The organism is Mycolicibacterium xanthum, from assembly GCF_019710635.1.
Taxonomy (GTDB): Bacteria; Actinomycetota; Actinomycetes; order Mycobacteriales; family Mycobacteriaceae; genus Mycobacterium; species Mycobacterium xanthum.
In genome coordinates this window covers 15,645-35,495 of record NZ_JAIFZS010000057.1, presented here as the reverse complement: position 1 = coordinate 35,495, position 19,851 = coordinate 15,645, and the positions used below count along the sequence as shown (strand labels likewise).

The window sequence follows — 19,851 nt, the reverse complement described above, 5'->3', positions numbered from 1 at the left end:
ATTCATCATGCAGGAGACCTTCCCGGGCGGTGACCTGCCCCCGGGCCCATGCCGCCAGGGCCGGGTTCAGCCCGGCCAAGACCTGAGTCAGCGGTAGGACTGGGCCGGCTGGCCCGGCTCCTCACCCGCCGCGTCACGGCGCCTGGCGGCCATGCCCGCCAGCGCCTCGAACACCACCCGGTGCGCGGCATTGACGGTCAGCTCGGCGTGGTCGTAGGCCGGGGCCACCTCGACGACGTCCACACCGGCGACGTCGTGCTCGTAGCACAGTTGGCGCACCATCCGCAGCAGGTCGGCGCTGGTGATGCCGCCGGGCTCCGGGGTGCCGGTACCCGGGGCGTGCGCCGGGTCGAGTACGTCGATGTCCACCGAGACGTAGAGCTTGTCGGCCTTGGCCAGCGCCTCGCCCACGGCGTCGGCCATGACGGCCTTGAAGCCGCGCTCCCAGATCTCCTGCATCGTGTGCCAGGTCATGCGCTGCTCGAGCATCCACTCGAAGGTGTCCTGCGGCGGCCAGTAGCCGCGCAGCCCGACCTGCACGAAATGCGATCCGGGCACCGCCCCCGACTCGATCAGCCGGCGCATCGGTGTTCCGTGGCTGGCCAGGTTGCCCTCGATCTCGTCGGCGGTGTCGGCGTGCGCGTCGAAGTGGACGATGCCGACGTTGCCGTACCCGTGAAAATCCGCCACCGCGGTCGCCGCCGGCCAGGTGATGGAGTGATCGCCGCCGAGGATCACGGGCACGATGCCGCGCGACGCGATCGCGTGCACCCGTTCGCGGATGTTGGCGTGCGAGACCTCGGTCTGACCGTGCGGGCAGTACGCGTCACCGAAGTCGACGACCTCGAGCCAGTCGAAGATCTCCAGCCCGAGATCCAGGTGGTAGGTGCCCGGCTCGTAGGCCGTCGCGCGGATGGCGCGCGGCCCGAACCGGGCACCGGGACGGTTGGTGGTGCCGACGTCGAACGGGGCTCCGACGACCGCGACGTCGGGTTTCCACGAATCCAGCTGCTCGACCTCGGTCAGGAACGGCCGGTGCCCGAACGACGTCACGCCCGCGTATGCCAGGTCGAGCTGCTCGGCCATCCCGGGCGGAATCTCGCGGTGGTGATCGTGATCGTGGCCCATGAGACGAACCTACCGCTCAACCGCCCGCCGAATGTGTCAAAGCCGAGCGCAGTCCGTCCGGGATCGGCCGCTTCGCCCAGTCGTCGGTGGACACCACGACGTAGACGTTGTGGCCGCGCACCGCGAGCCGCTGCTCGCCACCCGGGGTGCCGGCCAGCACGCCGAAGCCGATCGTGAAGCTGCTGGAACCGACACCGGTGCACTGTGCGGTGACGCAGACGGTGTCGCGCCAGCGCACCGGACCGGCGAAGTCGATCTCGCTGTGCACCACCATGAAGTCGTAGCCGTCGGACATCAGGTCCGGATAGGCCACCCCGAGCTCGTCGAGCAGTCCGGTGCATGCCTCGTCGAACCACGTCAGGTAGTGGCCGTTGAAAACCACGCCCTGCTGGTGGACCTCGGCGTATCGCGGCACCACCGGCATCGAGAACACGCTCACGCCCCCGACCATAAAGACTGGACCGATGGACCTCGTCACGATCGACGACATCCGGGCGGCCGCAGACCGGATCCGCCCGCATGTCGTGCGCACCCCACTTCTGGCGGCGCCGTGGGGAGGGCGCGAGCCGGCGCTGTGGCTCAAGCCGGAGAGCCTGCAGCCCATCGGGGCGTTCAAGGTGCGCGGGGCGTTCAACGCGATCGGCGCCCTGGTCGAGGAGGCCGGCGCGGGCATCGATACGGGCAGGGCTACGGGCATAGACACCGCGGTCGTCGCCTACTCGAGCGGCAACCACGCCCAGGCGGTCGCCTACGCCGCGGCCACCTTCGGGCTGCCCGCGCACATCGTGATGCCCGAGGAGACGCCCGCGGTCAAGGTGGCGGCGACCCGCGGACACGGGGCCCGGGTCGTGCTGTGCGGTGCGGGCCGGCGTGAGGAGGTGGCCGCGCAGGTGCTCGAACAGACCGGCGGTGTGCTGATCGCGCCGTTCGACGACCCCCTGGTGATCGCCGGGCAGGGCACCGTCGGCCTGGAGATCGCCGCGGACCTGCCCGGGGTCGCCACGGTGCTGGTCCCGGTCAGCGGGGGAGGCCTGGCCTCCGGCATCGGCGTGGCGATCAGGGCGCTGTGCCCGCGGGCCAGAATCGTCGGTGTCGAGCCCGAACTGGCCGCCGACACGGCCGCGGGGCTGGCCGTCGGGCACCGGGTGGACTGGCCGATCGAGGACCGCAACCGCACGATCGCCGACGGATTGCGCTCCCAGCCGTCGGCGTTGACGTTCGCGCATCTGCAACGGGTCGTCGACGAGATGATCACGGTGTCCGAGGACGAGATCCGCGCGGCGGTGCGGGAACTCGCCGAGCGAGCCCACCTGGTCGCCGAACCCAGCGGAGCGGTGGCGCTGGCGGGGTTCCGGCAGGGGACGACGCCGCCGGGTCCGACGGTGGCGGTGGTGTCCGGCGGCAACATCGAGCCGGCGCTGTTCCGCGAGATCATGGCCGGATGACCCGGCACCGCAACTGACGGTTGTGCAATTCGGGGTGGCCGACAGGTAGGGTCTCCCGGGATTGCGTCGCGGGGGGTCAGAGCCGCGGCGCGGCGAAGGAGTGTTTGGTGGACGCGGTGCTGGGCTTGTCGGTGACGCCGTCCGCTGTCGGTCTGGTCCTGGTGGACGGGTGTGAGACCGACGGCGCGACGATGAACGGCGAAGGGTTCGAGGTGAACCGGCACGGCGCGACCGGCGCCGCCCAGACCTCGGAACGCGCGACCGCGGCGGTGCGGCGCACCGAGGCGATCGCCGCCGACCGGGGACAGCGGGTGCACTCCATCGGTGTGACCTGGAGTGACGACGCCGACGTCGAGGCGTCGCTGCTGGTGAAGTCGCTCAACGACGCCGGTTTCGACAACGTCGTACCGGTGCGGTTGTCGGAGGCCACCGACGCACTCGCCCGCGGCATCGCCGAGGTGACGGGGTATGACACCACCGCGGTGTGCGTGATCGAGCCCCCCCGGCTGATCGCGATGGTGGTGCACGCGGACACCGGCGCGCTGCAGACCGCGGTGAACCACACGGTGGTGACCGAGGAGGACCTGGTCGGTTGGCTGAGTTCGGTGTTCGCCAAGACCGACTGGTCACCGCAGGCGCTCGTGCTCGTCGGATCCGCGGAGGATCTCGACGGGCTCTCCCCGGTACTCGAGGATGCGCTCTCGGTCCCGGTGTTCGCCCCGCCGGAAGCCGGGCTCGCGCTCGCCCGGGGCGCCGCGCTGGCGTGCGCGCAGCCCGCCGAGCACGGGGCGTGGGCCACCGACGGCCGTCGGCAGCGGTCCGCGCTGCGACGCGGCGCACGACGGGTGGGCCAGGCCTGGCCCGCGGCGATGCTGGCCGCCGGCGCGGTGACGTTCGTGGCATCGGCGTCGGCCGCGGTGGCACTGCACCTGGGGCCCGAACAGCCGATGGCGCAATCCCGACCGACCGCCGACTCGTTGGTCCAGACACCGGTCGCGGTGTCCCGGCCCGCGCCGCAGGCACCCGCTCCGGCGCCCGAGGCCCCGGCGCTTCCGGAGGCCCCCGCCGAGGAGATTCCGGCCGCCGAACCGGTGACCCTCGAGGAGGCCGCGCCGATCATCGACGCGGTGCCGGCCGAGGTCCCGGCCGACGTGCCGCTGCCCGAGGCGCCGCTTCCCGACTCACCCGGGGTGCCGATCGAGGCCGCGCCGCCGGCCGGCGAGGTGGTTCCGCCGCCGGTGCCCGAGCAACAGCCGGGTCTGCTGCAGCGCATCCGCGATCGGCTGGCCGGCGTCGGCGGCGAGCCGGTTCCCGAGGTCCCGCCCGTGGCGCCGGCGCCGGTCCCGCCGCTGCCGTAGCGGTCGCGGGCGGCCACCCGGTTCGGCGGATACGCTCGGCGTGGTGAGCACGCCCGATCCGGCCCCAGCCGCCGCCGTGTTGCGCAAGGCGCTGCGCCTGACGATCGTCACCGCGGTGCTCGTCGCGCTGATCGTCGTCGCGACGACCTCGCAGTGGGGGCTGTGGTGGCGGCTGATCACCTTCACCTACCAGGCCAACCTGCTGGCCGCCGCGTACTACCTGTGGACCCTGGCCCGGCCGCGCGCCGACGCCCGGGTGGGCCTGCGGGGCGCGGTGGTGCTCTACGTCGTGACCGCCGGGGTGGTCTGGAATCTGTTCCTGACCGGCCACAGCATGGGCTACACGGTGGCCAACCTGCTGCTGCACGTGGTCGTGCCGGTGCTGGTCCTGGCCGACTGGCTGCTGGTCGGGCGCGGCGCCAGCAGGGTGGCCTGGTGGCAGCCGCTGGCGTGGCTGATCTACCCGGCCGGCTACCTGGCGCTGGCGCTGCTCGTGCTGAACACCGCGGGGCGGCGGGCCCCGTACTTCTTCCTCGATCCGGCGACCGTCGGGTCGGCCACCGTGGCACTCAACGTCGGCACCCTGGCGGCCTGTGTGCTGGCGCTCGGCTACCTGCTGCTGGCCGCGCACCGGGCTGCGGTCCCGTTGCGGACCGAATCGCCGTGAAACGATCCGGCCGCCGGCCCCGATAGACCAGGCACGCCGGACACCGGCGCCGATCGGCCGTGGACCAGCAATATCGACGCCGAATCGCCATCACGAACTAGGATGAGACCGTGCCGATCACTTGCTTTCAGCAAACACACCGCCTGCGCGGTGTCCTGATCCGCGTCGCGGCCGTGACGGGTGCGATGGCCGTCCTCGCCGGCTTCTCGACCGCAGGCCCGATCCTGCAGGCGGGCGCCGCGATCCCCGACGGTGTGGTGGCGGTGACGCCCGCGCCGGGCGAGACCGTCGGCGTGGCCCACCCGGTGACGGTGACGTTCGCCGATCCGGTCGCCGACCGGGCGGCCGCCGAGCAGGAGATCCTGGTGACACCTGCGGGCGCCGCCGATGCGGGCGCCCCGGAAGGCTCGTTCAGCTGGCTCGACGATCGCTCCGTGCAATGGACGCCTGCGGAGTTCTTCCCCGCGCACACACCGATCAACGTCGCCGTCGGCGGGTTCCAGACCAGCTTCCAGACCGGCTCCGCGGTGGTCGCCGTGGCCGACCTGAGCGCCTACACGTTCACCGTCAGCATCGACGGCGAGGTCGCCCGGCAGATGCCCGCCTCGATGGGCAAGCCGAAGTACCCCACCCCGATCGGCACGTTCACCGCGCTGAGCAGGGAGCGCAACATCACTTTCGACTCCCGCACCATCGGGATCCCACTCGACGACCCCGAGGGCTACCTGATCAAGGGCGAGTACGCCGTCCGGGTCACCTGGGGAGGTGTCTACGTCCACTCCGCGCCGTGGTCGGTGGGTTCCCAGGGGTACGCCAACGTCAGCCACGGCTGCATCAACCTCAGCCCGGACAACGCCGCGTGGTACTTCGACACCGTCCGGATCGGTGATCCGATCGTCGTTCAGGCCTGAGGCTTGTCGGTCCCGCCGCCCGACGCGATGACGAAGTACCTGATCTCGTTCCCGAGTGGCGCGATGGTCTTTCCCGACGGGGAGCTAAAGGCGGTTTCGGATGCGGCGCGCGCCGTCGTGGCGGAGGCCAAGCAGGCCGGCGTCGGCTTGCCGGCGGCGGCAGTTCAGCAGTCGGCCTCGATCCGGAACTCCGCGGTCACGGTCTTGCTCGGGTTGTCGGTGAAGTTGCCGTTAGCGGTCCCGGTGATCGTGTAGGCGCCGCCGGTCCCGGTGGCCCGGGCGTCGCCGATGTTGTCGGCCCAGAACGTGCCGGTGAACCCGCCGAAGTCGCGGAAGGCCACCGACTCGGCGGTCACGTCCCCGCCGGTGCGCAGCACCGCGGTGAAGCCGTTGTCCTTCTCCGGTGTCTCGATGTACCAGGCGAACCCCGACTGGTGGCACCGCACGGCGTGCGCACCGCCGGTGTCCTCGCCGTCGATGGTGACGGTCGCGGTGGTGCCGCCGAGTGCCGGCTCCGGGGTCGAACACGCGGCCGCCGCAAAGATGGCCACACCCGCCGCGGCGGCGGTCACGAAGCGTCGGGTCTCCATATCGCCAGACTCTATGCGCTGCCCGCCGGTTGCCCGGCCGGATTGCCGCGGGTCCTCGCGTTTCAGCGCAGCGCGGCGGCGGTGGCCTCGTCGGCGGGCAGGAACGCCTCGATGCTCAGCTCGGCCGCCGTGAGGTCCAGCGCGGTGCCGAACGTGGTGACCATGCTCAAGAACCGCAGCAGCCGACCGTCGGTGGTCTGCAGCTCGAGCGGTACCGCGACCCCGCCGAGATCGGCGGTGTCGGCGAATCCGCCCGGGAAGGACTCGATCTCGGCGAGCAGGCCGGCCAGCTCGGCCGACCGCTCCGAATCGACGACGGCCACCTCGCGCCGCAGACGTTCGGTCAGGTGGGTGCGCCACTCGGCGAGGTTGGCGATGCGCGGGGCCAGGCCGTCCGGGTGCAGCGCGATGCGCAGCGCATTCGGTCGCGCCAACAGATGGGCCGCAACACCGTCGAGGAGCAGCGTGGCGCCGGGGTTGGCCTGCAGGATCCACCAGCCGCTGTCGACGACCACACAGGGATAGGGGTCGTAGGCGTCGAGCACCCGCTGCACACCCGCGCGGACCGCCGCCATCTCCGGGGCGTCCAGGGACCGCTCGGCGTAGGCCGGGGCCAGGCCCGCCGCGATCAGCAACCGATTCCGTTCCCGCTCCGGGATGTCGAGCACACCGGCGAGCCTGAGCACCATGGCCCTGCTCGGCGCCGACCGTCCGGTCTCGACGAAGCTGACATGCCGGGCCGAGACGCCGGCCTCGACGGCGAGGTCGAGCTGGCTCAGCCGGCGGCGATGCCGCCAGCGGCGCAGCATCGCGCCGAACGACCCGCCGTGAGTGTGCACACCCGCCATGGGCATCAGTGTGGCCCGGTCTGAGCAGCGTGACCACTACCTCACAGGTAATTGCGCCGCTTACCAGCGCGGCGCACCGTGGAAGGACCGCCGGGAGAGAGGCGAAACGATGGGCCCGACCACGTCACCCACCTCCGCGCCGACGGCCGAGCGGGTTCCGGTTCCGCGCTGGCTGCGGCTGGTGCTGATCTGCGACCGCGCCGGATCGTCGTGGTACGTCGGCACCGGGTTCTTCTTCGCGCCGGTGCTCGCCCTGCTCTCGCCCTGGCCGGTGCTGACCACGGTGATGTGGGCGCTGATCGGGCTGGCCGGGCTGTGGCTGGGCCTGCTCGGGGTCGCGATGGCCATCGGGCTGGCGATGGTGCTGCGTGCGAATCAGGAGATCCCCGAGGACTATTGGCGCAGCATCGTCGACTATCCGGTCGGTGCTGCGGGGGACCGGACTACCGGTGCGCGACGGGACAGCCGCCCCGCCCGGCGTAGTCGACCTGCCAGTGCTTGATGCCGTTGAGCCAGCCGGAGCGCAACCGGTCCGGCCGGCCGACGGATGCCAGGTCGGGCATGTGCTCGGCGATCGCCTCGAACATCAACTCGATCGTCATCCGGGCCAGGTTGGCGCCGATGCAGTAGTGCGCGCCGGTGCCGCCGAAACCGACGTGCGGGTTGGGGTCGCGCAGGATGTCGAACGAGAACGGGTGGTCGAAGACCTCCTCGTCGAAATTGGCCGAGCGGTACGACATCATGACGCGCTGGCCCTTCTTGATCGGCACACCCGACAGCTCGTAGTCCTGCAGCGCGGTGCGCTGGAACGAGGTCACCGGCGTGGCCCACCGCACGATCTCGTCGACCGCGGTGGCCGGCCGTTCCCGCTTGAACAGCTCCCACTGGTCGGGGTTCTCGGTGAACGCGACCATGCCGTGGGTGATCGAGTTGCGCGTGGTCTCGTTGCCCGCCACCGCGAGCAGCACCACGAAGAACCCGAACTCGTCGTCGGAGAGCTTGTGTCCCTCGACGTCGGCCTCGATCAGCTTGGTCACGATGTCCTCGCCCGGGTGTTCGGCCCGCTGTGCCGCCAACTGCATCGCGTACATGATCAGTTCGGTCGCGGCGCTGCGGTTGTCGTAGTGCGCGAACTCGGGATCGTCATCGCTGACCATCTCGTTGGACCAGTCGAAGAGTTTCTTGCGGTCTTCCAGCGGTACGCCGAGCAGCCCGGCGATGGCCTGCAGAGGCAGTTCGCACGACACCTGCTCGACGAAGTCCCCGGTGCCCTCGGCGGCCGCCGCCTTGGCGATGTTCTGGGCGCGCTGGTGCAGATCCTCGCGCAGGCGCTCGACCGCGCGCGGTGTGAAGCCGCGGGAGATGATCTTGCGCAGGTGGGTGTGGTGCGGTGCGTCCATGTTGAGCAGCACGAACTTCCCTGTGTCGATCTGCTCGCCGGTGGCGCCCTCGGGGTAGCGGGGCAGTGCGGTCTTCTCCTGGCTGGAGAACACGTCGCTGCGCTTGGAGATCTCCTTGACGTCGCGGTGCCTGGTGACCACCCAGTACCCGCCGTCGTCGAATCCACCGTGTCCGATCGGCTGCTCGTTCCACCAGATCGGCGCGCTGCGGCGCAGTTCGGCCAGTTCCTCGACGGGCAGCCGCTCGCAGTTGAGGTCGGGATCGGTGAAGTCGAAGCCGGGCGGGAGGGTGGGAGTCGGCATGCGGGAGCTCCTAACCGTCGACGTGGCCGTAACCGCATTGCTACACCACACCCGGGTCCCGCCGAGACGACTTGGCCGAAGTGCGGGGAAGTCCGGCCGGGAGATGTAACGAAATCGGCCGCGCGGCGGAAGCATCCAGTGAGATCCTCGACACGGCCTGAAAGGGGCAAGTGGTGAAGCTCGGACTCGACGCAAAGACGATCTCCGTCCTCGGGGCGGCGGCGTTCGCGGCGCTGGTGGTCAACGCACCGACCGCGGGGGCCGATCCCGTCCCCGTGCCGGCACCCGTCCCCGGCCCGTTGGTCGCCGAGGTCACGCCCGCGCCTGCCGATGCGGTGCCCGCGGCGGCCGATGCGGTGCCCGCGGCGGCACCGGCGCTCGCCGCCGGGCCCGCCGATCCGCTCGCCGACGGCGTCCCGCACCTGATGAGCCCGGAGAACCTGCCGCCGGACACCACCACCACCCCACAGAACCAGACGCGGATGAACTACCTGCGCGATCTGTGGCACGCGATGCAGACCCAGGAGGTCAGCGGCAGCGACGCGCTGCTGCTGCTGGCCCAGCGTCCGCTCAGCTCGAATCCGAGACCGGGCATGCCGGCCGGGCCGCAGCCGGCGCTCGCGCCGCCGCCCGCCGATCCGGCACTGCCCGCCGATCCGGCACTGCCGCTGCCGGCGCCGATCGCCCCCTGACCCTGGCTAGCCACCGGTCGGCGCCAACGCGCCGACCGCCTCGATGCGCGCGGGCACGTGCTTGTGCCATGGCGTTCCCGCGTACGCGTCGCGCCAGCCACCCGATGTCAGCGCGTTGGGCGCCACCCCGGGAATGACCGCGCTGCCGTCTCCGTCGACGAAGTCCAGCCCGTAGCCATTGGGCAGCGACGCATGCCCGGCCAACATCGCGTCGCTGATCTCGACGGTGGCCTCCGCCCGTCCCGCCGCCGTGGTGATCAGCGCACGACCGCCGTCGGTCAACCCGAGTCGCCCGGCGTCCTCGATGCTGACCCGCAGCGCCCCGTCGACGTCACGTTTACGCCAGGACGGATCGCGGATGATGTCGTTGGCCGTGTGGGCCCGGCGCTCACCGGCGGACAGCACGATCGGGAACTCCGCGGTCGTCAGGCTTGCGGGTGCCTCCGCCAGCGCGCGGATCTCGGTGAGCATCTCGGGCATCTCGACGGCGATCCTGCGGTCCGGGTGCGAGATCAGCGCGAAGTCCTCCCCGTACTCGTGCACGGTGAACGTCACCCCGGAGCGCCCGGCCAGAATCGCGTCGAACAAAGCGTTACCGTCCGCGTGGCCCGCACGGCGCACCGCCTCGGGATAGGTCATCGCCGCCTTCTGCGCCAGCCCCCACAGCGCGGCCGCACCGGACAGCCCGTCGGGCAGGGCCGGACCCAGCGTCTCGTAGAGCACGAACGGCAACACCTTGCCCAGACCAGGGTTGGTGCCCACCGCCGCGAAGAACGCCGCGGTGAACGCTTCGCGGCCCTGTTCGGCCGCCGCCCGCAGCGGCTCCAGCTCGGCGGCGTCGACCACGCCGAGCTCGCGCATCAGCCGCGCCCAGATCTCCGGCTCGGGCAGCGTACCCGCCAACGGCTCCATCAGCCGGTGCCGCAGGTGGAAGGTGTTGTGCGGGAACTCCAGGTTGAAGAACGTCGCCTCGGGCTTCTCGAACTGACTCGCCGCCGGCAACACATAGTGCGCCAGCCGGGCGGTCTCGGTCATCGCCACGTCGATGACCACCACCAGCTCGAGGGCGGCCAGTGCCCGTCGCACCGCCGCCGAATCGGCCACCGAGTGCGCCGGGTTGCTGCTCTCCACGATCATCGCGCGGAACCGGTCGGGATGGTCGGTCAGGATCTCCTCGGGCAGCACGTTGCTCGGCATCAGGCCCCCGATGATCGGCGCGCCGGTGACCGGCGTGCGGCCCACCCCGCCGGGCCGGAACAACGGGGCGAACGACGAATGCAGATGCTGGCCGCCGGGCTTGGCGAAGTTGCCGGTCAGGATCCACAGCATCTTGTCCAGGTACGAGCACAACGTGCTGTTGGGCGCCTGCTGCACTCCGAGGTCCTCGAACACCGCGACGCTGCCCGCGGTCCCGATCCGCCGCGCAGCGGCCCGCAGCAGCGACTCGTCGACGCCGCAGCGCCGTGCATACTCGCCGACCGGCACCTCGCGCAGCACCTCGCACACCGGCCCGACCCCGGTGACGTGCTCGGCCAGGAACTCCTCGTCGCACAGGTCCTCCTGCACCAGCACCGCGGCCAGCGCGGCCAGGCACCACGCATCCGTTCCGGGCCGTACCCGTAGGTGGAAATCGGCCATCTTCGCGGTGTCGGTGATCACCGGATCGATGACGATCATCGAGCGCGATGGATCCTTGGCGATCTCGTTGAGCACCACCCGGGCGCGCGGAAAGCTCTGCGACATCCACGGGTTCTTGCCGACGAACACCGACACCTCGGCGCGCTCGAACTCGCCGCGGGTGTGGTTGCCGTAGAAATGCGCGTCAACCCAGTGCTCGCCGGTCTTCTCCTGCGCCAGCGCGTTGGATTTGTAGTGGGAACCCAGCGCCCTGAGGAACGCGCCGCTGTAGGCGCCGCCCAGGTGGTTGCCCTGCCCGCCACCGCCGTAGTAGACGATCTTGTCGCCACCATGGGTGTCGGCGACCGCCCGGAACCCGGCCGCGATCTCCGAAATCGCCGTGTCCCAGTCGATCTCCTCGAACGAGCCATCGGGTCTGCGGCGCATCGGGGAGGTGAGACGGTTGCGGTTGTTCTGATAGTGATCCAGCCGCAGCGCCTTGTTGCAGGTGTAGCCGCGGGAGGCGGGGTGGTGCTTGTCGCCGCGGATGCGGGCCAGCGTGCGGTCTTCGACCTGCACCACGATGCCGCAGTTGCACTCGCAGAGGATGCACGCGGTCGGCTGCCAGTCGGCCTTGTCGTCGGTCATCTCGAGTCTCCCTTTCCGGGTTCGCCAGCGGTGTCGGCGGTGATCAGGGTGCGCAGCCGGTCATGCACCAGGTCCAGCGGCGCGAGGTCGTGCGACGCCCGCGCGATGACGATCGCGCCCTCGAACGACGTCAGCACGAGCATCGCCAGCGCGGACGCCTGCCGGGCGGGCACCCCGTCCGCGGTGAGCCGCTGCGCGATGACGTCCTGCCACCGGGCGAACGCCACGGCGGCGCGCTCGAGCAGCTTCGCCGCCTGATCGGGTCTGTCCGGGTCGCCCGCCTCCACCGCAACCGCCACCACCGGGCACCCCGCCCGGAAGTCGCTGCCCTGCAGCTGTTCCCGGTAGTAGCCGAACAGATCGTCGAGCGCGTCGAGGCTGGAACCGGCGCGCGCCAGCCGGGCGGCCATGAACTCCGCGGCGTAGTCGACGGCCTCGCAGAGCAACTGGGTACGCCCGCCGGGGAAGTAGTGATACGCCGACCCGCGCGGCGCGCCGCTGTGCTCGAGCACGTCGGCGATGGCCGTCGGGTGCGCGCCCCGCTCCCGGATCAGCAGCGCCGCCGAGATGACCATGCGCTCGCGCGGAGTGGGCACCGGTGCTCCTTCCGGCCGACGGGCTATGTATGTCACTCTACATAATTGTCGGGGGTTCGCGAACGACTTCACGCCGTAGACTTTCGCCGGTGCCCGGCGAACCTCGCCTCGGTCTGAGGGCCAACCTCGCTCAGTTCTGCCTGCTGGTCGCGGTCAACGCCCTGGTCGGCGGAATGCTCGGCCAGGAACGGACCGTCCTACCGCTGCTCGGTGAGCGGGTATTCGGCATTGCCGCCTACACGGCCGGGTTGTCGTTCATCCTGGTGTTCGGGGTGGCCAAAGCCGCGACGAACTACTTCGCCGGCACGCTGTCCGACCGCTTCGGCCGCAAACCGGTACTGATCGCGGGCTGGCTGAGCGCCGTTCCGGTGCCGCTGTTGTTGATCTGGGCGCCATCGTGGTCGTGGGTCATCGCCGCCAACGTGCTGCTCGGCATCAGCCAGGGCCTCACCTGGTCCACCACGGTGGTGATGAAGATCGATCTGGTCGGACCGCACCGCCGCGGCCTGGCGATGGGCCTCAACGAGGCCGCCGGTTACGGCGCGGTCGCGGCGACCGCCCTGGCCACCGGCTACCTGGCCCAGGCCTACGGCCTGCGCCCGGCACCGTTCCTGCTCGGTATCGCTTTCGCCGCCCTGGGCCTCGGCCTGTCCACGCTGATGGTCAAGGAGACCCGCGGCCACGCCCGGCTCGAGGCCGCCACCCATGTGATCCGCACCGACAGCGACCGCGACCGTCTGCACGACCGACTGACCAACCGCGAAGTGTTCCTTCAAACGAGTTTCCGTGAGCCGGCGCTGTCGTCGGCGAGCCAGGCCGGCCTGGTCAACAACCTCAACGACGGCCTGGCCTGGGGGTTGTTCCCGATCCTGTTCGCTGCGGCGGGGCTGTCGGTCGGCAAGATCGGCGTGCTGGCCGGTCTGTACCCCGCCGTGTGGGGTGCAGGCCAGTTGATCACCGGCGCGCTCTCGGACCGCTGGGGCCGCAAGTGGCTCATCGCCTCCGGAATGTGGCTCCAGGCAATCGCTTTGAGCCTGATCGCACTGGGTGACACCTACCCGATGTGGGCCGTTGCCGCGGCGCTCCTGGGAGTCGGGACCGCAATGGTCTACCCGACCCTGCTCGCAGCGATCGGGGACGTCGCACATCCGGCGTGGCGGGCCAGGGCGGTCGGGACCTACCGGCTGTGGCGAGACGGCGGCTTCGCGGTCGGCGCTCTGCTCGCCGGTGTTGTCGCAGACACCCTTGGCATTCGCGCCGCGATCTGGTCCGTCGCCGCCCTCACCGCGATGTCCGGCCTGATCATCGCGCTGCGCATGTACGAGACCCACCACGGACCCGCCGCCGATCGGCGGCGGTGAACCACCCGCCTACACGCTGGCGGCCTCGTTGAGCTCGTCGAGCCTCGCGGTCGCCTCCAGGTACTCCTGCACCCAGCGCTCGATGACGGTGGCGGTCTTCTCGACCTTGGTGAACTGACCGACCACCTGGCCGATCGGGTTGAACGCCACGTCGACCGACTCGTCGGGGTACCGGTGGGTGGCGGCCACCGCCATGCCGGACACCATGTACTGCAGCGGCATGCCGAGCGGCTTGGGGTTCTCCGGCTTCTCCCAGGCCTCGGTCCAGTCGTTGCGCAACATCCGGGCCGGCTTGCCGGTGAACGACCGGCTGCGCACGGTGTCCTTACTGGTGGCCTTGACGTATGCGGCGTGCTGGACCGGGCTGTTCTCGGACTCCTCGACGATCACCCACTGAGATCCGGTCCAGGCGCCCTGGGCACCCAGCGCCAGCGCGGCCGCGATCTGCTGGCCGCTGCCGATGCCGCCGGCAGCCAGCACCGGTAGCGGCGCCACCTCCTTGACGACCTGCGGCCACAGCACGATCGAACCGATCTCCCCGCAGTGTCCACCCGCCTCACCGCCCTGGGCGATGATGATGTCGACCCCGGCGTCGGCGTGCTTGCGGGCCTGCGACGGCGAACCGCACAGCGCGGCCACCACCCGGCCCGCGTCGTGGATGTGGGCGATCATGTCGGCCGGGGGAGTGCCCAGCGCGTTGGCGATCATCGTGACCTTGGGATGCTGCAGCGCGACCTCGACCTGCGGGGTGGCGGTGGCCTCGGTCCAGCCGAGCAGCTGCAGCGCGTCCTCGCCGCTGTGCTCGACGGGGACCCCGTGATCGGACAGGATCTTGCGGGCGAAGTCGAGATGCTCCTGGGGCACCATGTCCTGCAGCGTCTTGGTCAACTCGTCGGCGGACATGTTCGAGTCCATGCCCTCGTATTTGTTGGGGATGACGATGTCCACACCGTACGGGTGCTCGCCGATGTGCTCGTCGATCCAGTTGAGCTCGATCTCGAGCTGTACGGGGGTGTAGCCCACGGCGCCGAGCACGCCGAAGCCACCGGCCTTGCTCACCGCCACCACGACGTCGCGGCAGTGGGTGAAGGCGAAGATGGGGAACTCGATGCCGAGCTGGTCGCACAGCGGAGTGTGCATAGTCTGCTCCTCGTGGGCCGGAGGCGAAAACTGAAACGTGTTCTACTTTAGTACACCACGCAGTCCGCCATGTCCGCCCCGGCCCGGCGTCGCCATGCGCAGCACCGGCCAACCACGCTCGGCGGCCAGCGCGGCCAGACGGCGGCGCGGGTTGACCGGCCGTGGGAACCCGACCTTGACCATCAGGTGGGAGTCCTCGTCACCGTCGGCGTAGAAATAGCTGCTCGCCAGCTCGACGGCGTTGTTCGCGCAGAACTGTTCGACGGTCGCCGCCTTCTGCCGGCCCCAGATGACGGGTTTGGCGATGCGGCCGGTCAGCGCGCCCGCGCCGTCGAGCTCGAAGTGGTTGCAGAGCACGTTCTCGATGTCCAGGAAGCGGGCGACGGGTTCGGCGTGGATCGTCAGCGCCGACGAACACAGCACAACGGTGTGGCCACGGCGCTGGTGAGCCTGCACGATCCGGCGCATGTCCGGAAACAGCCGCGCACGCACCCGTTCACCGAACAGGCGCTCGCCGACCTCGTCGAGCTCGGCCAGCGACTCGCCACGCAGGTAGCCCGCCGCCCGGACCAGCAGCCGCTCGAACTGCATGCGGCCGAACCGGTAGCGCATGGACGCCTCGATCACCCCCAGCACCTCGCCGATGCGGGCCTGACCGCGGCGGATCCGGTCGCCGGCGTGCGCGGTGGCGGTGAACCCGTCGACCAGCGTGCCGTCCAGGTCGAAGAACGCCCCGACCCGTGGCCCCTCGGGACCCGCCTCGATCTGGGCCACCGGATCGGGGGCACCGACGGCATCGGTGGTGTTCGTGGTCATGCACCTCCTCCGATCACACCGGTGTCGATCCGCCATGCTACGGGCGTGCCGCCCGCACCTGGTTTAATCTGTGGCCGGTCACGGCAGAAGCGCTGGGTCGTTGGGTAGTTTGGTCTTGCCGGGTTCAGGATGCAGCCTGTGCGAGCGCACAATCGTTTGTGCATTCGTCGCGTGCGACTGCGACCTGACATGGAAGGTGAACCTTGGACGAGCAAGCAGCCGAAGGCACGCAGGGTGCCGGCGGGGCGACCGCCTCGAACTGTGTCGTCACCGAGCGGTGGGTCGACCGCGTGGCGGTCGTGTCGGTCGCCGGCGTCGTCGACATGCTCACCTCGCCCCAGCTCGAGGCCGCCATCAACGCGGCGCTCGACCAGCGGCCCGCAGGTGTGGTGGTCGATTTCACCGATGTCGAGTTCCTGGCCTCGGCCGGAATGGGCGTGTTGGTCGCCGCGCACGACAAGGCCGGCCCCGACGTCGCATTCAGCGTGGTCGCGGAAGGCCCGGCCACCAGTCGGCCGCTCAAACTGGTGGGCATCGCCGACATCGTCAGTCTTTATCCGAGCCTGGATGAGGCGCTGGCCGCATACAACACGTAGGAAAGCGCGTAGGAACATGTCCAGCGGGGTAGCCACCGACTGCCATGATCGAGTCCATGCCGCCGGCTGAGGTCGCCGACTCCGAGCGCTTCGAACGCCTCGGCCTGGACGCCGACGCCGGGGCGGTCGCGCGGGCCCGCGAGGATTTCGCGCGGTGGCTCGGCCGGTTCTTCGACCTCGACGCCGTGCGCAGCAGTGATCTGGTGCTGGCGACCAATGAGGCGCTGGCCAACGCCGCCGAGTTCGCCTACGTGCTCGACGACCGCCCGGGCACCATCGACATGCAGGCGGCCTACCACCCCGATCAGCAGACCCTGACGGTGGAGATCTGTGACCACGGCACCTGGCGCACCCCGCAGACCGATCCCACGCCGCGCACCCGCGGCCGCGGGATACCGCTGATGAAGACGCTGTCCGACGAGGCCACGATCGAGGGCTCCACCGACGGCACCCGGGTACGGCTGGCCTGGCGCGGCGTCGCCCGCACCTGATTCAGGCCGGCCGGTAGACGCCGTTGCCGGTGACCAGCGGCAGGTCCAGCGTGGTCCGGATCCCCGGCGCGGCCGCCACCACGTCCGGGATGGCGTTGACGATGCGGCCGGCCGCCGCCAGGATCGCCGCGTAGTTGTGGTCGCCGTGCCGGCTGGTCGGGCAGATGTCCATCACATAGGACGGCTCGCCGGTGATCTCGACCCGGTAGGACCCGCCCTGCTGTGCGGGTTGCGCCCAGTCGGGCCGAAGGTCGCCGCGCAGCCGGGTGATGTGCTCCACCACGATGGCCGGCCTGCCACCCACCAGACCCTCGATCAGGAAGCGCACCGCGGCTACGGTGCCCTTCCTGATGGTGCCGACCGCGACGTCGAAATCCTCCGGGGCGGGTCCCTGTTCCACGCTGTCGCGGATGTCGTCGATCTCGATGCCCAGGCCCGCCGCGAGCTGGCGGATCCCGACGCCCCAGGCCAGGCTCAGCATGCCGGGCTGATAGAGCATCGGCAGATCGCCGATCTCGTTGCCGAACCCCATCACGTCGAACATCACCGTCGCGCCGTCGTAGGTGGCGTAGTCGGCGATCTCCATCGTCCGGATCTGCTCGACGCTCTGGCAGGTGCCCGCCAGCGCCAGCGGAAGCAGATCGGTGACGAATCCGGGATCCACGCCGGTGACGAAGACGCTCGCATCGCCCTGCCGGGCAGCGGCCTCGACCCGCTCGATGGCCCGGTCGGGAATGACGCCCCACGGATAGGCCAGGAACCCCGGGGACGATCCGACGACGTTGATGCCGGCCTCGAGGAAGGCCCGGACGTCGGCCAGCGACTCCTTCGGCCGCACGTCGCCCATCGCGCAGTAGACCACGCAGTCCGGGCGCGCTGCGATGATCGCGGGCATATCGCCGACGGCGGTGACACCCGTCATCACGTCGAGGCGGGCCAGTTCCCCGGCGTCCTTGCCGATTTTGGCCGGAGACGACACCCACACACCGGTCAGATCGAAGCGTGCGTCGGAGATCAGTTGACGCAATGCGATGCTGCCGCAGTTGCCGGTACCGATCAGCGCCACCCGAATAGCCATGGCCAGCAGTATGCGTGGTCGGCGGCCGAATTGGAACAGGTTCTAGTTTCTCGCCGGCGGTGCGGTAACCTCTCGGCCCATGGGACGCGTGGACGGAAAAGTGGCACTCATCAGTGGCGGGGCACAGGGGATGGGTGCAGCCGATGCCCGGGCGCTGGTCGCCGAGGGGGCGAAGGTCGTGATCGGGGACATCCTCGACGACAAGGGCAAGGCGCTGGCCGACGAGATCGACGCCGAACACCCCGGCGCCGCGCAGTACGTGCACCTCGACGTCACGCAGGCCGACCAGTGGGAGGCGGCGGTGGACACCGCGGTCACCGAGTTCGGCACGCTCAACGTGCTGGTCAACAACGCCGGAACCGTGGCACTCGGCCTGATCGGCCAGTTCGACATGGCCAAGTGGCAGAAGGTCATCGACGTCAACCTCACCGGCACGTTCCTCGGCATGCAGGCCTCGGTCGAGGCGATGAAGGCCGCCGGGGGCGGTTCGATCATCAACATCTCGTCGATCGAGGGGCTGCGCGGCGCCGTCATGGTGCACCCCTACGTCGCCTCCAAGTGGGCGGTGCGCGGCCTGACCAAGTCCGCCGCGCTCGAACTCGGCGCGCACAACATCCGGGTCAACTCGGTACATCCGGGGTTCATCCGCACCCCGATGACCAAGTACTTCCCGGATGACATGCTGCGCATCCCGCTGGGCCGGCCGGGGCAGCCCGACGAGGTGGCCACCTTCGTGGTGTTCCTGGCCAGTGACGAGTCGCGGTATTCGACCGGCGCCGAGTTCGTCATGGACGGTGGGCTGGTCCTCGACGTGCCCCACAAGTAGCCGCCGGGCCGGCCCGACCACGGCGCTGCGTAGTGTCTCCTCCCGTGAGCGTACGGGCCGGGATCGTGGTGACGGGGACCGAGGTCCTCACTGGACGCGTGGCAGACCGCAACGGTCCGTGGCTGGCCGACCGGCTGCTGGAACTCGGTGTGGAGCTGGGCCACATCACGCTGTGTGGTGACCGCCCCGCCGACATCGAGGCCCAGCTGCGCTTCCTGGCCGATCAGGACGTGGACCTCATCATCACCAGCGGTGGCCTCGGGCCGACCGCCGACGACATGACGGTCGAGATCGTCGCCCGGTTCTGCGGTCGCGAACTGGTACTCGACGATGCGCTGGAGGCGCGCATCGGCGAGATCGTCACCACCATGATGGCCCGCTTCCCCGGGGTGGACGTCGAGGCGGTCCGGGCCGCCAACCGAAAGCAGGCGCTGGTGCCGCGGGGCGCGATCATCCTCGACCCGGTGGGCACCGCACCCGGCGTCGTGGTCCCGGGGACCCCGACGGTGGTGGTGTTGCCCGGTCCACCCCGCGAGCTGCAGCCGATGTGGGGTGCCGCGGTGGCCACCGAGGCGGTGCAAACCGCGATCGCCGGTCGCACGGTGTTCCGCCAGCAGACGGTCCGGATGTTCGGGCTGCCCGAATCGGGGCTCGCCGACACCCTGCGCGACGCCGAGCGCAGCGTCGACGGATTCGACCGGCTGGAGATCACCACCTGCCTGCGCCGCGGCGAACTGGAGATCGTCACCCGATTCGAGCCGGCTGACGCCGCGGCCTACTCGGACCTGCTGACGGTGCTGCGGGATCGCCATGCCCGCGAAATCTTCTCCGAGGACGGGTCGCTGGTCGACGACCAGATCGCCGGGTTGCTCACGGGCAGGCGGATCGCCACCGCGGAGTCCTGCACGGGCGGCCTGCTGTCCGCCCGGCTCACCGAGCGCCCGGGCTCCTCGGCTTATGTCGCCGGTGGCGTGACGGCGTACGCGAACTCGGCGAAGTCCGAGTTGCTGGGGGTCGACGCCGCGCTGATCGAACACCACGGCGCCGTGTCCGAGCCGGTCGCCGAGGCGATGGCCCGCGGCGCACTGCGGCGGTTCGGTGCCGACACCTCGGTCGCGGTCACCGGAATCGCCGGACCGGGCGGCGGGACTGAGTCCAAACCGGTTGGCACGGTGTGCTTTTCGGTAGCGGTGGCGAGCGCTGGCGCGGGGGTGGAGATGACCACGCGGACCACGCTGCTGCCCGGCGACCGCAGCGATGTCCGCGAGCGCTCGACGACGGTCGCCATGCATCTGCTGCGCCGGGCGCTGTCCGGAGACCGCTAGAGTAGCCCCGACGAA

General features: G+C 70.4%; 20 protein-coding genes and 1 pseudogene. 11 read left to right on the top strand and 10 right to left on the bottom strand.

All coding sequences use genetic code 11. The features are described from left to right. Positions 1-87 precede the first annotated feature (87 nt). Together speB and JDV09_RS20855 are read right to left on the bottom strand one after the other, a co-directional pair. On the bottom strand, positions 88-1,128 hold the full coding sequence (speB, locus tag JDV09_RS20860) for an agmatinase (protein ID WP_221371046.1): 1,041 nt from the start codon (positions 1,126-1,128) through the stop codon (positions 88-90). 16 nt (positions 1,129-1,144) lie between these two features. Further along, on the bottom strand, positions 1,145-1,552 hold the full coding sequence (locus JDV09_RS20855) for an acyl-CoA thioesterase (protein WP_221371064.1): 408 nt from the start codon (positions 1,550-1,552) through the stop codon (positions 1,145-1,147). Positions 1,553-1,592: 40 nt separating this feature from the next. On the opposite strand from JDV09_RS20855, the gene JDV09_RS20850 reads away from it, so the two are divergent. From JDV09_RS20850 to JDV09_RS20835, 4 genes are all read left to right on the top strand, one after another. Beyond that, on the top strand, positions 1,593-2,573 hold the full coding sequence (locus tag JDV09_RS20850) for a threonine ammonia-lyase (RefSeq protein WP_221371045.1): 981 nt from the start codon (positions 1,593-1,595) through the stop codon (positions 2,571-2,573). Between the two features lie 107 nt (positions 2,574-2,680). Continuing rightward, complete coding sequence (locus JDV09_RS20845; protein ID WP_221371044.1) at positions 2,681-3,931, top strand: DUF7159 family protein; 1,251 nt, start codon at positions 2,681-2,683, stop codon at positions 3,929-3,931. Positions 3,932-4,007: 76 nt separating this feature from the next. Then, positions 4,008-4,598 carry a Pr6Pr family membrane protein gene (locus JDV09_RS20840; RefSeq protein ID WP_372452994.1) on the top strand — a complete coding sequence of 197 codons (591 nt, stop codon included), beginning with the start codon at positions 4,008-4,010 and terminating at the stop codon, positions 4,596-4,598. Positions 4,599-4,783: 185 nt separating this feature from the next. After that, positions 4,784-5,509: a L,D-transpeptidase gene (locus JDV09_RS20835; RefSeq protein ID WP_221371063.1), complete on the top strand. Its 726-nt coding sequence runs from the start codon at positions 4,784-4,786 to the stop codon at positions 5,507-5,509. Positions 5,510-5,673: 164 nt separating this feature from the next. On the opposite strand, the gene JDV09_RS20830 is transcribed toward JDV09_RS20835, so the two are convergent. Then, on the bottom strand, positions 5,674-6,099 hold the full coding sequence (locus tag JDV09_RS20830; RefSeq protein WP_221371042.1) for a lipoprotein LpqH: 426 nt from the start codon (positions 6,097-6,099) through the stop codon (positions 5,674-5,676). Positions 6,100-6,161: 62 nt separating this feature from the next. Continuing rightward, the gene (locus JDV09_RS20825) at positions 6,162-6,947 is read right to left on the bottom strand and encodes a helix-turn-helix domain-containing protein (protein ID WP_221371041.1); all 786 of its coding nucleotides are present in this window, start codon (positions 6,945-6,947) and stop codon (positions 6,162-6,164) included. Between the two features lie 109 nt (positions 6,948-7,056). On the opposite strand from JDV09_RS20825, the pseudogene JDV09_RS20820 reads away from it, so the two are divergent. Beyond that, a pseudogene (locus tag JDV09_RS20820) lies at positions 7,057-7,365 on the top strand (hypothetical protein); the annotation flags it as partial. 25 nt (positions 7,366-7,390) lie between these two features. On the opposite strand, the gene JDV09_RS20815 reads toward JDV09_RS20820, so the two are convergent. After that, the gene (locus JDV09_RS20815) at positions 7,391-8,650 is read right to left on the bottom strand and encodes a cytochrome P450 (protein ID WP_221371039.1); all 1,260 of its coding nucleotides are present in this window, start codon (positions 8,648-8,650) and stop codon (positions 7,391-7,393) included. A 173-nt stretch (positions 8,651-8,823) separates the two neighbouring features. Here JDV09_RS20815 and JDV09_RS20810 point away from each other — a divergent pair, with 173 nt between their 5' ends. After that, positions 8,824-9,342 (top strand): hypothetical protein, encoded by a 519-nt coding sequence (locus JDV09_RS20810; protein WP_221371038.1) that lies wholly within the window; start codon positions 8,824-8,826, stop codon positions 9,340-9,342. Between the two features lie 6 nt (positions 9,343-9,348). Here JDV09_RS20810 and JDV09_RS20805 read toward each other — a convergent pair whose 3' ends face one another. Together JDV09_RS20805 and JDV09_RS20800 are read right to left on the bottom strand one after the other, a co-directional pair. Then, the gene (locus JDV09_RS20805; protein ID WP_221371037.1) at positions 9,349-11,607 is read right to left on the bottom strand and encodes a molybdopterin-dependent oxidoreductase; all 2,259 of its coding nucleotides are present in this window, start codon (positions 11,605-11,607) and stop codon (positions 9,349-9,351) included. Beyond that, positions 11,604-12,203 carry a TetR/AcrR family transcriptional regulator gene (locus tag JDV09_RS20800; protein ID WP_221371036.1) on the bottom strand — a complete coding sequence of 200 codons (600 nt, stop codon included), beginning with the start codon at positions 12,201-12,203 and terminating at the stop codon, positions 11,604-11,606. Before JDV09_RS20800 ends, JDV09_RS20805 begins: the two co-directional genes overlap by 4 nt. 29 nt (positions 12,204-12,232) lie before the next feature. Between JDV09_RS20800 and JDV09_RS20795 the strand changes: the two genes are divergently transcribed. Beyond that, entirely contained in the window at positions 12,233-13,564 is a 1,332-nt protein-coding gene (locus tag JDV09_RS20795) for an MFS transporter (RefSeq protein WP_372452992.1), read from the top strand. 9 nt (positions 13,565-13,573) lie between these two features. Here JDV09_RS20795 and JDV09_RS20790 read toward each other — a convergent pair whose 3' ends face one another. Both JDV09_RS20790 and JDV09_RS20785 read right to left on the bottom strand, forming a co-directional pair. Then, positions 13,574-14,704: a nitronate monooxygenase gene (locus JDV09_RS20790; protein WP_221371034.1), complete on the bottom strand. Its 1,131-nt coding sequence runs from the start codon at positions 14,702-14,704 to the stop codon at positions 13,574-13,576. Between the two features lie 42 nt (positions 14,705-14,746). After that, the gene (locus JDV09_RS20785; protein WP_221371033.1) at positions 14,747-15,520 is read right to left on the bottom strand and encodes an HAD family hydrolase; all 774 of its coding nucleotides are present in this window, start codon (positions 15,518-15,520) and stop codon (positions 14,747-14,749) included. 203 nt (positions 15,521-15,723) lie between these two features. Here JDV09_RS20785 and JDV09_RS20780 point away from each other — a divergent pair, with 203 nt between their 5' ends. Beyond that, entirely contained in the window at positions 15,724-16,116 is a 393-nt protein-coding gene (locus JDV09_RS20780; RefSeq protein WP_221371032.1) for an STAS domain-containing protein, read from the top strand. Between the two features lie 44 nt (positions 16,117-16,160). After that, the gene (locus JDV09_RS20775; protein WP_221371031.1) at positions 16,161-16,607 is read left to right on the top strand and encodes an ATP-binding protein; all 447 of its coding nucleotides are present in this window, start codon (positions 16,161-16,163) and stop codon (positions 16,605-16,607) included. A 1-nt stretch (position 16,608) separates the two neighbouring features. Here JDV09_RS20775 and JDV09_RS20770 read toward each other — a convergent pair whose 3' ends face one another. Continuing rightward, on the bottom strand, positions 16,609-17,685 hold the full coding sequence (locus JDV09_RS20770) for an NAD(P)H-dependent amine dehydrogenase family protein (protein WP_221371030.1): 1,077 nt from the start codon (positions 17,683-17,685) through the stop codon (positions 16,609-16,611). A 79-nt stretch (positions 17,686-17,764) separates the two neighbouring features. Between JDV09_RS20770 and JDV09_RS20765 the strand changes: the two genes are divergently transcribed. Next, a complete protein-coding gene (locus tag JDV09_RS20765; RefSeq protein ID WP_221371029.1) occupies positions 17,765-18,511 on the top strand; it encodes a glucose 1-dehydrogenase in 747 nt (248 codons plus the stop codon). Between the two features lie 44 nt (positions 18,512-18,555). Further along, positions 18,556-19,836, top strand: coding sequence for a competence/damage-inducible protein A (locus JDV09_RS20760; RefSeq protein ID WP_221371028.1), 1,281 nt, complete (start codon positions 18,556-18,558; stop codon positions 19,834-19,836). Positions 19,837-19,851 lie beyond the last annotated feature (15 nt).